Annotated in this window: 10 protein-coding genes; 7 read left to right on the top strand and 3 right to left on the bottom strand. The window is 50.5% G+C overall.

The window, feature by feature from the left end; translation table 11 throughout:
- Positions 1-629, bottom strand: a 629-nt coding sequence (locus BUB59_RS10605) for a GTP-binding protein (protein ID WP_143160347.1), incomplete at its 3' end; no start/stop codon positions are given.
- A gap of 617 nt (positions 630-1,246) precedes the next feature.
- On the opposite strand from BUB59_RS10605, the gene BUB59_RS10600 reads away from it, so the two are divergent.
- Together BUB59_RS10600 and BUB59_RS10595 are read left to right on the top strand one after the other, a co-directional pair.
- Positions 1,247-2,683 carry a hypothetical protein gene (locus tag BUB59_RS10600; protein ID WP_073229708.1) on the top strand — a complete coding sequence of 479 codons (1,437 nt, stop codon included), beginning with the start codon at positions 1,247-1,249 and terminating at the stop codon, positions 2,681-2,683.
- Between the two features lie 233 nt (positions 2,684-2,916).
- Entirely contained in the window at positions 2,917-4,608 is a 1,692-nt protein-coding gene (locus BUB59_RS10595; RefSeq protein ID WP_073229706.1) for a hypothetical protein, read from the top strand.
- Positions 4,609-4,721: 113 nt separating this feature from the next.
- Here the strand turns inward: BUB59_RS10595 and BUB59_RS10590 are convergent, their stop codons facing one another.
- Positions 4,722-5,762, bottom strand: a complete 1,041-nt coding sequence (locus tag BUB59_RS10590; protein WP_083540286.1) for an alpha/beta hydrolase — start codon at positions 5,760-5,762, stop codon at positions 4,722-4,724.
- A gap of 155 nt (positions 5,763-5,917) precedes the next feature.
- On the opposite strand from BUB59_RS10590, the gene BUB59_RS10585 reads away from it, so the two are divergent.
- Positions 5,918-6,247: a hypothetical protein gene (locus tag BUB59_RS10585; RefSeq protein WP_073229704.1), complete on the top strand. Its 330-nt coding sequence runs from the start codon at positions 5,918-5,920 to the stop codon at positions 6,245-6,247.
- A gap of 46 nt (positions 6,248-6,293) precedes the next feature.
- Here the strand turns inward: BUB59_RS10585 and BUB59_RS10580 are convergent, their stop codons facing one another.
- Positions 6,294-6,734, bottom strand: a complete 441-nt coding sequence (locus BUB59_RS10580; protein WP_073229701.1) for a hypothetical protein — start codon at positions 6,732-6,734, stop codon at positions 6,294-6,296.
- 219 nt (positions 6,735-6,953) lie between these two features.
- On the opposite strand from BUB59_RS10580, the gene BUB59_RS10575 reads away from it, so the two are divergent.
- From BUB59_RS10575 to BUB59_RS10560, 4 genes are all read left to right on the top strand, one after another.
- Positions 6,954-8,273 carry an amidohydrolase gene (locus tag BUB59_RS10575; protein ID WP_073229699.1) on the top strand — a complete coding sequence of 440 codons (1,320 nt, stop codon included), beginning with the start codon at positions 6,954-6,956 and terminating at the stop codon, positions 8,271-8,273.
- A 16-nt stretch (positions 8,274-8,289) separates the two neighbouring features.
- Positions 8,290-10,185, top strand: a complete 1,896-nt coding sequence (locus BUB59_RS10570) for a hypothetical protein (protein ID WP_073229697.1) — start codon at positions 8,290-8,292, stop codon at positions 10,183-10,185.
- A 113-nt stretch (positions 10,186-10,298) separates the two neighbouring features.
- Positions 10,299-11,552: an adenosylhomocysteinase gene (locus BUB59_RS10565; protein ID WP_073229695.1), complete on the top strand. Its 1,254-nt coding sequence runs from the start codon at positions 10,299-10,301 to the stop codon at positions 11,550-11,552.
- Between the two features lie 216 nt (positions 11,553-11,768).
- Positions 11,769-13,193: an alanine/glycine:cation symporter family protein gene (locus tag BUB59_RS10560; RefSeq protein WP_073229693.1), complete on the top strand. Its 1,425-nt coding sequence runs from the start codon at positions 11,769-11,771 to the stop codon at positions 13,191-13,193.
- The last annotated feature ends 33 nt before the right edge of the window (positions 13,194-13,226 follow it).

Raw genomic sequence — 13,226 nt, 5'->3', positions numbered from 1 at the left:
GGCTTTTCGGTTTCACGGGCAGGCAGCGGAATGTAGGTATCGCATGCTTCCATGAGTTCCATGATCTTGTCCTGGTATTCTGCGTCGCCTTCGAGGGCCTTGAGTGCAGAACCGCGGATGATCGGGGTGTTGTCGCCGTCAAATTCGTACTTGGAGAGCAGATCACGAACTTCCATTTCGACGAGGTCGAGGAGTTCGACGTCATCAACCATGTCAACCTTGTTCATGAAAACAACGATCTTGGGCACGCCAACCTGGTGTGCGAGCAGGATGTGTTCGCGAGTCTGCGGCATGGGACCGTCAGTAGCAGCAACAACGAGAATTGCGCCGTCCATCTGAGCAGCACCAGTAACCATGTTCTTAACATAGTCAGCATGGCCCGGGCAGTCAACGTGAGCGTAGTGACGTGCAGCGGAGGTATATTCGACGTGAGAAGTATTAATCGTGATACCACGAGCCTTTTCTTCGGGAGCGTTATCGATTTCATCGAAACGCTTTGCAGCAGCCAGGCCCTTAGCGGCGAGGGTGGTGCAGATTGCAGCGGTCAGAGTGGTCTTACCGTGGTCAACGTGGCCGATGGTGCCAATGTTGCAGTGCGGCTTACTTCTGTCAAAATGTTCTTTTGCCATTTTATTCCTCTTCTTCAGCAGAAGGTTTATCGCTTCGAAACCTAGGAACTACGCGGGTTTGCGTGAGTTTCCCGTTATTCCGCAGAGCATAGGAAGCGGTACTCTACGAATTTTGCTGCACAAATTTAGCAAATTCAAGGAATATTTCAAGGATTTTTCTTTGATTTTTTACGAAAAACGGGAATTTCGGAAAAAACCAGGGTCCTGGGAAAGGGTATTTCGACCCCGCGGATTGTCCTGTTCAGGATTTTTACAAAACCGCGTTTTTATGAAAATTTCAAAGGTTCAACATTCCTATGTTCACAGACTTTCCAACTTATCAACAGTTAACGCACATCTTGTGAATTCTTTTTCTCACTGGCGGATCGTCCCTGCGGAATTATTGTAAAAAGAATTTTACATCACCAAATTTTACATAAGTTTACAAATAGGCCTATCCCCCACTCGCTCTTAGACTTAGGTGCATTTCATGTTTTGGAACGATTGTTCTCGCCAGCCGGTTTTTCGGGAACACATACGGAACGTATTTTATCAACATACACATCTTTTTACTTTGAAAATCGGACACATTATTTATCTTTAGGCTGGTTGTGTTATGGGTCAATGAAGGGTATATTATGAAGATTCCGTTTTTTAAGACTATTCTTGCCGCAAGTGCGCTGCTCATGGTTTGCAGCTGTGGCGACGATTCTCCCAGTAAGAGCGACGATTCACAGAATCAGGCAATCGTAGTAGACCAGGCTTCTTGGCTTGTCACCATCGATAAGAAGCAGTACACCATCGGCGTAGATGGCAAGGTCAAGGATTTGGACGGCACGCTGGTGGGTCTCGCAGATCTTACCGACTTGACCAACGTGACGGTTTACGCCATGGCTGACCAAAGCAAGATGGCAACCGGCATCAACACCTCCGAACTTGAGATTATTACCGCCACCAAGATTACCTCTACTGCCTGGGTTCTTTCTGCAGACCAGACTTACGTGATCTACCCCGCAACCGACGACGCCATCGACCCTGCAACAGGCACCGGTATCGGCATCGTCACGGACGCTAGCGGCGAGAAGATTGGCTATTTCGTCTATGACGCTTCCCAGGTGGGCAAGATCGTGGACCTGAACAATGTTCCCCTCGTCGAAAACGTGGACATGACCACCCTGAAGGCATACGCAGCCAACACGATCATCCCGTCTTCCAGCTCTGCAGCTCCCATTCAGGAAAAGTCCTCCAGTTCTGCAGCTCAGCAGCAGGCCAAGAGTTCCAGCGCAACTGCGAAGTCTTCCAGCAGCCAGCAGCAGCAACAGCAGCAGGCTTCCAGCTCTTCCGCAGCACAGCAGAGCGGCGGCAACACTGCAGCATTCACTATTAAATATGTGAACGGCGGTAAGTCCGGTTCCGGCTGGGCAACCCGTTATTGGGACTGCTGTAAGCCCCACTGTGCATGGTCCGGCAAGGGCGGCAAGATGACCAAGGGCTGCGACGCCAGCGGTAACAAGATTAACGATTCCGAAGCAACCAGTATGTGTAACGGCGGTAACTCCGGTACCTGCCTGAGCCAGATTCCCCAGGTTTACAACGACACCTTGGCATTCGCCTTCGCTGCAGTGCCGGGTAGTGCTGGCGGCGAATGCGGTAAGTGCTTCGACCTGGTATTCGACGGAAAGGGCAAGTACGAAAGCAAGAACCCCCAGAAGTCCCTCAAGGGCAAGCACTTGATCGTGATCGCAAGTAACATCGGTTACGACGTGGAAGCAGGTCAGTTTGACATCATGATTCCTGGCGGTGGCGTGGGTATCTATAACGGCTGCTCTCGTTTCAACTGGGGCGCCCAGGGTAAGCAGTACGGCGGCCTTCTTTCTGAATGTGAAGAAGAAAAGAACTACAACGCCTCCGCTTACAAGAGCTGTCTGACCAGCAAGTGCAACTCCGTCTTTGCCAACGACGCTAAGGCTAAGGAAGGCTGCCTGTTCCTGGCTAACTGGATGAACGCTGCGGGCAACCCGACCCACAACTATAAGGAAGTGGAATGTCCCCAGCAGCTTCTCGATAAATATTAATCGGGACACATAACCTTTATTAAGCTCTCGGCCATGGCCGAGGGCTTTTTTGATGCAGGGGCTCGGCGATTTATGATGCAAGGGGCTTTATTGTGAGGTGTGACGGGAATCTCGTAACTTGTTATGAAACAAAAGTTTACATGCGTTTTCGGGGGTAAAAAGCTATTTTTGGGTCGGATGGAATTGGAAGGACTTTCGACAGAGAGTCTTGTCAAGTTTTTATTGAGGTTATTATGAAGCACCCCTTTACTAAGTCCGTCCTGGTTCTGAGTGCAGCACTTGCACTGGTGAACTGTAGTTCCGAAGAAGCTACCAGTACCATTCCCACACCGGGCGAACAGGCCGTCACCCCCACCACCAGCAAGAGCCCCATCGTTTCTGGCACTACTGCCGCAGACGTTATCGTAAGCGAACCCTGCTGGATCCTTACCGCAGACCAGCTCTACGTCATCAATACCAAGTTTGAAGTATTCGACGCAACAGGCGCCAAGGTCGGTACTTACGACCCGACCACGTTCACCATCAGCGACAATAACGGCACTCCCGCTATGTCTGGCGTGAACTATCTGGAACTGACCATCATTGACCCTGCTAGCTACAATAACCCGAATACCAATACGGGCACTACTCCCGTGGCAAGTTCCGCTAGCAACAGCGGTACCCAGACTCAGCCCGCAAGCTCCGCAAGCAATAGCAACAACCAGCAGGCAACAAGCTCCGCTAGCAACAGTGGCACCCAGACTCAGCCCAAGAGTTCTGCAAGCAACAACAATCAGCCAGCAAGCTCCGCCAGCAATAACAATAACCAGCAGGCAGCAAGCTCCGCTAGCAACAATAACAGCCAGCAGGGAACTGACGGCACTTGCTTCGACAAGGCAAACAACAAGAATGTAAAGCCCTACGAAAACCTCGCAGGCAAGAACGGCGAATCCTACGCCTACAAGGAAGACTGCACGATCAACTGCTATTACGATCCGGCAGGCAAGAACTGCGCATCCATCGCAACTAGCACCGGCACTAACAACAATAACCAGCAGACTCAGCAGTCCTCCAGCAGCCAGGCAAAGTCCTCTAGCTCTGTAGCCAAGTCTTCTAGCTCTGTGGCAAAGTCTTCTAGCAGCCAGGCTAAGTCCTCTTCCAGCCAGCAGCAGCAGAACACCAACACTGGCACTACCGGCACTGGCGACTTCGCAGGCGCCAAGGTCATTTCCAGCAGCTACACCGTGAAGGCAACTGGCGGCAAGAGCGGTTCTGGCTGGGCAACCCGTTACTGGGACTGCTGTAAGCCTCACTGCGCTTGGCCCGGCAAGGGCGGCAAGCAGGCATCTGCATGTGATGCATCCGGCAACAAGATTTCTGACGATGGCGCAAAGTCCATGTGCGACGGCGGTAACTCCGGTACCTGCAAGAGCCAGATTCCTATGATTGTGAACGACAAGCTGGCATTTGCCTTCGCAGCCGTTCCGGGTTCTGCCGGTGGTGAATGCGGTAAGTGCTTCGCCCTGGAATTCACTGGCACCGGTAAGTACGAAACCAAGGCCAACCACAAGGCCATGGCCGGCAAGACTCTGGTGGTCATCGCTTCCAACATTGGTTACGACGTGGCTGAAGGTCAGTTCGACATTATGATTCCGGGCGGTGGCTACGGTATCTTCAACGGTTGCGCCAACAAGATGGGCTGGGGCTCTCAGGGCGAACAGTATGGCGGCCTTCTTTCCCAGTGCGAAGGCGAAGTGGGCTACGATGGCGACTTGCTGACCAAGCGTAAGCAGTGCCTTGCCAAGAAGTGCGAAGCATCCTTCTCTGGAGACGCAGTTGCCAAGCAGGGCTGCATGTTCCTCGCTACTTGGTACGAAGCAGCAGGCAATCCCAACCACAACTTCAAGGAAGTGGAATGCCCGCAGGAACTGTTAAGCCTGTTTTAGTAATGATGTAGGGGGCGAAGCCCCCTAGACCTCCCGGCTCAGCGGTGCTGAGCGGACGTTTAAATGGCTCGCAGGTTACTGCGGGCCTTTTTTATAGATGCAGAGGGATTTTTTTAATTTGCGGGTTTGACGAAGACGCTATCCAGGAACTGGAAGGTAGCCTGATAGGCGTTAAAGCGGACTTTTTCCTGAGAGAGGTACAGATCGTGAAGGCCGCCCTCGATGACTTTCATCTGGACGTTCTTGCCTAGCACCCGGCCGTAGCGGTCAATATCCTCTATGTCCAGCACTCCGTCACAGCGGGAGTAAGCCTCTACCCACTCATCACTACGTTCGCTGCAATCGCTGTGCATCACTAGAATGGGGGGCGTAAGATCCATACCCTTCTGGACTTTAACGTGTCCCTCGTGGATAGCGGTCAGCCATCCCAGATTGACGGGGATGCTCTCGAATGTTTTCAGTTTGAGGTTATAATCCCACTGGCCGCGATAATCCTTATGGACACTCTCGCTATAGGAGGTGTTATCCCCTCGAGGCACATCCACGGTAGGGAACAGATGCCCCAGCTTGGAAGCCAGAGGGACAGCAAGCTCCATAAAGAAATTGAGGTTCATGTCCAGGAAGGGACTATTCAACACGATGGCGGAAATATTCTTGCCGTTATCCCGACTCTGGGCGTACACGGACGCGATGAGGCCGCCGGTACTGTGCCCGATAATCACGAGGGGGGCGTTTTCCCTAGCCTTTATTTTTGCCAGGGCGGAATCAATTTCCGGGAAATACTCCGCAAGGTCATATACTTCGCCAAGGCGCTCCCCCTGACGATAGGAACGGCCGTATTTGTGAAGGTCTATGGCGTAAAAAGAATAACCGGCAGAATCTACCTTCTGGGCCAATTCCTTTTGAAAGAAGTAATCGTTGAAGCCATGGATGTAAAGTACCGAGGCCTTAGGCGCACTTTCGTGATTCCAGGGATAGTCAATCAGGGTAGCCCTATAAACACTTGCGCTTGACTCCCCCGCATCATAATAATGCACCTGGAAGGGTTCCCCCAGTTCCGGATCCGTAGCGAACGAAACACCCTCTTGGGATTCACCGCCGAAGAGGAAGCCATTCATGGCCAGGAAAAAAGGAACAAAAAATCGGTATTTCATCAAATATTCACCTAATATAACTCATTTTTATAAAAGTTTACGCTCGTGTAAAAAAATTGTATGCCAACTATAGTTGGCACTCTTCAGAAACATTGGTTAGTAACATTGGGAGCATGTACGCACCGGAGGTATACAAAGAGGCGCAAATGCGCCTAATGGCAAGGCTCAGGAAGGAAAAATCCCAGAGCAAGCTGTCCTTTCTTAGCGATATTTCCCGCGAATACATCCGTTGCCTGGAAAGAGGCACCAAAATGTCCTCCGCCCAAAACTTGGTCAATCTCATTGCGGCATCCGGCCTTGATATCAAGAAAACCCTCTGCGATTATGCGGATATGCTGGAGGAGGAAAACGAAAAGTTCAAGGGAATTGCCGGAAAGGAGTATATCCGAAAGCTAAAGAAAAAGGATACCTCAGAACCCGGAGGAACCCGCCACAAGGAAAATCAGGGCGGAAGCAAAAAGACAAAAGAAAGTCCGAAGAAATAGAAAGGACGACCCCGAAGGGCCGCCCTTTGTGTTTTAAGGAGAGTTTTTAGTTTTCGCCGTGACGCATTTCCGTCTGCTCACGATCGATGGTGTATGTCAGGTATTCCCTAAAGTCGCGATCGATGGTGACTCCCTCGAAATCCTCAATGTTGTCATTAAGAATGGAGTGGAGAGAAGGATCGTCGATAAAACCGCTAATATCGACATCGTCGATAGTAAAGGTCTTGTCGCCGGCCTTTTGAGCCACGTACTCGATTTTTGACTTGGGAACCCAGCCGGTACAATCCCCTTTCACCAGAGCCTCCGTTTCCGCTTCCTTGATCAGAGCCAATTCAGCGTTAAACCCCATGGTGCAGAGAATCTTCGACCCACCCTTTTCCGCCATGATGTCCAGATCTCCCAGCTTGGACTTTACAGTCCTAGAAGCGAAAGACATGGATACCATAAGCGACAGGGCGACAAACAGCGTGATTTTCAGCGTTTTCATATTAGCCTCCTTATGCTGGGTAGCAACTCGCCGCCCTCGATTTTCAAGTTACAAAGTCCGATCTTTGTAAACCAGAGTTTACGAAAAATATTCTGGATTTTTCATTCTGTACTGGAATAAACGCGCACTACTCTCAAGACAGAAAATTTTGTATTAAAGAATTCAATTTCTATTTTTGTCTGCGGAAATAAATAGTTCTGAATTAAAAAAGGATTCACAATGGGTATCGTTATTAAGAATACGCTGGCAATTGTGCCTGCCGCAAATGTCGCTGGTACAAACGCCGCCAAGGACTGCGTGAAGGAAACTTCTATCTACATCGAAGGCGACAAGATTGTAGCCATTGGCGAAGAACCCGCAGGCTTCAAGGCAGACAAGGTCATCGACGGTACCGACAAGCTGGCTATTCCCGGCCTCATCAACTGCCACACTCATTCTTACATGAGCTTCATGCGCAACGTGGCCGACGACCTTTCCTTTATGGATTGGCTGTTCGGCACCATCGATCCCATCGAGCAGAAGATGACCGATGAAGATACCTACTGGGGCGCTTGCCTCGCCATCATCGAAATGATGAAGAGCGGCACCACCTGCTTTAACGACATGATGATGAACATCAAGCAGACCACCCGCGCCATCAAGGAATCCGGTATGCGTGCCGTCATGTGCCGCGGCCTGGTGGGTAGCGCCGAAGATGACGGCGGACGTATCCAGCAGACCTACGACGAAATGGAATTCTGCAAGGACTGCGACCGCATTACTTTCAAGTTCGGTCCCCACGCTCCTTACACCTGCACCGAAGATTATTTCCGCCGCGTTTCCGACGAAGCCAAGAAGGCAGGCATCGGCATTCACGTTCATCTTTCCGAAAGCGCTGCCGAAATTCAGGGAACCCAGGAAAAGTATGGCTACTCCCCCATCGTCATGGCCGACAAGAACGGACTCTTTGACGTTCCCTGCATTGCCGCCCACTGCGTGCAGGTCAATGACGATGACATGGATATCATGGCCCGCCGTGGCGTTTCCGTGGTGACCAATCCCGCAAGCAACATGAAGTTGGGTAACGGCTTTGCTCCTGTTCCCGAAATGATGGCCAAGGGCATCAACGTGTGCCTGGGAACCGACGGTGCTGCAAGTAACAACAGCCTGAATATGTTCCACGAAATGAGCCTGCTGGCCCTGATCCACAAGGGTACTCACAAGAGCCCGCAGTGCGTCAGCGCCCGCGAAGTTTTCCGCATGGCTACCCTCAATGGCGCCAAGGCCCTCTGCCTTGAAGACAAGATTGGTTCCCTGGAAGTAGGCAAGAAGGCAGACATCGCAATCCTGGATTTGAACAATCCTTCCCTGATGCCCAAGAACAACTTAATCGCAGGCCTCTCCTACTCCGCCAACGGTTCCGAAGTGGACACTGTCATTATTGACGGTAAAATCACTATGGAAGGCCGCAAGGTCCTGACCCTTGATGAAAAGCTGGTGTACCAGAAGGTGAACGAGATCATCAAGCGCATGGGCCTGGAAAACAAGGAATACGTGTAGTATAAGTGGAGGGGGAATGAGGAACTTCGTATCACTGCTAAAAGTTGTAATCACATTGCTTGCGCTTGCAGCATCCTTTTGCTCTGCAAAAGGAATGGGTGCTGCCATGGATACGTTAGTTCCAAAGCTTCTTCAGAATTTGCCTACCATTTCCGAGGAAATAAATAATCCAAGAAATTCTTTCCAGCCGGTCTATGGTTCCGTAATTTCAAGCAAGGCCGTAGCCTATTCCTATACCAAGGAATACTGGACTGATTGGTTAATTATTGATTGCTTCGGATCGCTCCCCTCCTCTGCCAACACCATTGAAATCGATAGCTTGCCCGATGCGGAACAAATCTATGTAGATTCCACCGCAGACTCAAATACAGTTGCCCGGTTTTTGGAATGGAATGAGGACCAGGAACTCACACAACAGTCCCTAAGTTCTCGTGGAGACGAAAATCTAAAGATACTGCATGACCATCTCGTTTACCGAGAGTCCGGAATCAGCATTTATCGTGCACTATTGAAAGTCGAGATTCATGTTGAAAAACATTATGACTTTTCCACAAAGGAATGGGTCGCGGCAAATCCAAAAGACTCCATTGCCACCTTGTACATTCCCCTAAAGCTTGGTCCCCACTGGATTGAAAAGGATGGGAAAGTTGAGCTTCGCCAATACAAGTTCTTTATACCTTCGCCGCAAGAAAAGAGGTTCTTCTTTGGCGATGGATTTGCGCAAGCTAATAGCGACAAGGTTCTTCCCTACAAATATGTTTTCCGAGTACCGGAAAATAAGATTCAGGATTATCGCAATGAACTTGCAGAACGAATTTCGGAACGGCGCTATGACGAGATTCACGAACTGTTACAGAAATCCTTGAGCTATGCGGATTCATTCCCCATGTTTTATGGAAATTCATTTGACACGCGGGAATTCGAGATTCTGGAAATAGCCTCTAGGCACATCATCAACACCACTTCTTTACGAGACAGCAACGATCACTATCTTTACATCCATCCCTACAAAAATTATCCATCCTGGCATAATGACAGCCTTAGTCACGAGCTATTAAATTGGCTTCGGAGCAACGACTACCAGCAATTCGTAGAAACCTTCAATGATCCCTTTGAAAAAGCCCTAGCACTCATTTACGCACTTTCAGATAAAAGGATAGCCAACTCCGATTTGGTGGAATCCTATGTGAAAAAAATTTCTAATAGGCCCCAGCAGGAATACCTCGTCCAGAATTACTGGCACCGCATGGAATTTACAGACATCTACATCTATTTTGGATTCCTGGGAGGTGGAACAACGTACTTGGGAAAGTTGGGAGACTATGTGGGACCGGCCCCAGGATTTGGAGGCATCTTTGGATTCGGAACGAAAAAATTTAGCGTTGATATAGGCGTCCAATCTTTTATCGCAAGCAATCTTCGTCAAAAGGCAGAAGAAATAGGATGTCTCAAGGGTAAGGATACCAAGGAATATGAATTCGGTGCACTGGACTTTTTTGGAGACATTAGCCACAAGCTCATTAGCTTAAGGCACTTTGAGTTTGCTCCTTATGCAGGACTAACTCTCAACATGACCGAAATCGTAAAAGTCAAACCGAATAAGGACGCTTCCGAAAGTGAAAATAGGCCCAGCCTGCAAGTATCACCTGGTGTTGACTTCGGTTTATCCTTCAGCCTGTTTACCGCAAAAACTCTGCAGGAAGCAGAGGAATATCTGACTGGACATCGCTTTAGGGATGGCCGCTGGGGAACCCGAATTCGAATCGGCGCATCCACCCAAAACGCGATGGATGGTCTAGATGCATTCGGTTTAAAACCCTACATCACCATTGATTTCACGTTAAGAGCTCAGTTAGGTGTAAAGCCGGCAGAATTTGACTGGAGTACAGTAAGGACCACGCGGTCACGATAAAATTTCTAAATTTCGCCTTAACGGATGATAGGACAGACGACCATCCCTAAAAATTCGGCTGTGACAACACAAACCACAATGGTCCCGTCGCGGACCTCCAAAAGGAAAATAATATGGCAAGTGAAATCAGAGACATTAGTCTGGCCGAATCTGGCGAACGCAAGCTGGAATGGGTTCATCGCAACTGCAGCCTGCTGGGCATGCTGAAGGCTGAATTCGAAAAGACCAAGCCCTTCGCTGGCAAGAAGATCGCCCTCTCCGTACATCTGGAAGCAAAGACTGGTTATTTGTGCCAGGTGCTGAAGGCTGGCGGTGCAGAAATGTACGTTACCGGTTCCAACCCGCTCTCCACTCAGGATGACGTGGCTGCCGCTCTCGTGAAGGAAGGCATGGAAGTCCACGCCTGGTACGACGCCACCAACGAAGAATACGAAAGCCACATCCGCCACACTCTGCAGTGCGGCCCCAACATCATTATCGATGACGGTGGCGACCTGGTGAACATGGTCCACAACGAAATGCCGGAACTGATTCCGAATATTATCGGCGGTTGCGAAGAAACCACCACCGGTATCATCCGTCTGGAAGCCATGAACAAGGCTGGCAAGCTGATGTTCCCCATGGTCCGCGTGAACAACGCCGACTGTAAGCATCTCTTTGACAACCGCTATGGTACTGGCCAGTCCGTATGGGACGGCATCAACCGTACTACCAACCTGATCGTGGCTGGTAAGCAGGTTGTAGTTGCCGGTTACGGCTGGTGCGGTAAGGGTACCGCCATGCGCGCCAAGGGTCTTGGCGCCCGCGTCATCGTGACCGAAGTGGATCCCGTGAAGGCAATCGAAGCTGTGATGGACGGCTTTGACGTAATGCCCATGCGCGAAGCAGCAAAGATCGGCGACTTCTTCGTGACCGTTACCGGCTGCGACGGCGTTATTGATGCTGAAGATCTTTCCGTCATGAAGGACGGCGCAATCCTTGCTAACGCTGGTCACTTCGACTGCGAAATCGACGTGGCATGGCTGAAGAAGAACGCCGTAGAAATCCGCGAACAGCGCAAGAACATCATGGGCTACAAGCTGCCCACCGGACAGTGGGTATTCGTGCTGGGCGAAGGCCGCCTGGTGAACCTTGCTTGCGGCGATGGCCACCCCGCAGAAATCATGGACATGAGTTTTGCAATCCAGGCATTGTCTGCAAAGTACCTGGTGGAACACGCCAGCGAACTGAAGGAAAAGATCATTGACGTTCCTCGCGAAGTGGACCAGGAAGTGGCTCGCAAGAAGCTGCAATTCCTTGGCAAGGAAATCGACACTCTCACCGCAGAACAGGAAAAGTACCTGCACTCCTATAATCTGGACGTGTAGTTGCTAGATCCTTCGACTTCGCTCAGAGCCTGCCCTGAGCCTGTCGAAGGGATGACACCTAGCAGAGCCTGATCTCGCGAGCTACAGACGAGAGAGGGATGCCTTAAGGGCATCCTTTTCTTGTATGTATTTTCAATACAAGCTGTCTTGTATTTCCGACTTCATATTATATTTTGAACTTCTGTTTTAACACAAATTCTTAACGCCGGAGATATGATGTTTGAATTTATCCATTCCATCGTTACGACGCTGAACGATTTTCTTTACCAGCCATTTATTGTGCCGCTGTTCCTGTTAGCCGCAGGCATTTACCTTTCTGTCCGAATGGGCTTCCCGCAATTGCGTCTTTTTGTGGAGACCTTGCGGGTGGCTCGCGAAAAGCCCCTGCAGGAAAGCGGGATTTCTTCCTTCGGTGCATTGATGGTTTCTACCGCCTCCCGCGTGGGTACTGGCAACATTATCGGTGTTTCTTCCGCCATTTGCCTTGGCGGTCCCGGCGCTATTTTCTGGATGTGGCTTATCGCCATTCTCGGTGCAGCATCCGCATTCGTGGAATCCACACTGGCGCAAATCTACAAGCGCGAAGACCTTGTGACGGGACATTCCTATGGCGGCCCCTCTTACTATATTCAGACAGCCCTGGGCCAGCGTTGGCTGGGCATCATCTTCTCCTGTTTCGTTCTGCTGACTTATGTGGTGGGCTACAACCTGCTGGCATCCTACAACATCCAGACTTCCCTGACCAACTACAGTTTCTATAGTGAATCCTCTACCCCCGTTATCGTGGGCATTGTAATGGCAGCCCTCTTTGGCATTTGTGTATTCGGCGGTGCCAAGAAACTCACTAGCATTACAAGCTATATGGTGCCCACCATGGGCGTTATCTACGTGCTCGTGGCCATCGGCATAATCCTCTACAACATCACCAACGTACCCGCAATGTTTGTGATGATCTTCGAGGACGCCTTCAGCTTTGACGCAGGCGCAGGCGGCATTGCAGGAAGCTGCATTATGTATGGCATCAAGCGCGGTCTTTATTCCAACGAAGCGGGCATGGGTTCCGCCCCCAACGCCAGCGCCAGTGCCAGCGTTTCCCACCCGGTAAAGCAGGGCCTGATGCAATCCTTCTCCGTATTCCTGGATACGCTCATTATCTGTTCTGCCACGGCCCTCATGTGCCTTTCCTGCGGGGTTACACCTACTGCAGAACTTTCCGGAATCCTTTACGTACAGGAATCCCTAAAGGCAGTCATGGGCGATGGCGGCGCCGTGTTCATCACGTTCTCCATCATGTTGTTCGGATTCACTACCCTCATTGGCAACTACTACTACACCGAGGGCTGCCTCCGCTTTATCATGAATCGCCGCCCCGGCAAGAAATCCATTACCCTATTCCGCGTGATTGCAACCATCATCGTATTTGCAGGAGCTATTTCCAGTGCAGCCTTCGCCTGGGACGCAGCAGACCTATGCCAGGCCCTGATGGTCATCGTGAACATCCCGGTTATTCTGATTCTCTCTCCCATCGCATTCAAGGCCCTCAAGAATTATACGGACCAGAAGAAGAAAGGAAAGGAGCCAGTCTACATTGCCGAGGAATGTGGCGTAAAGCAACCTACAGACTTCTGGCATAAGGACTAAAAATCCTCGGAAAGTTCGGGACTTTAATGCAAA

Source organism: Fibrobacter sp. UWEL (genome assembly GCF_900142535.1).
Classification (GTDB): Bacteria; Fibrobacterota; Fibrobacteria; order Fibrobacterales; family Fibrobacteraceae; genus Fibrobacter.
The sequence above is the reverse complement of the archived record's forward strand: the minus strand, read 5'-3'. Positions and strand labels throughout refer to the sequence as shown.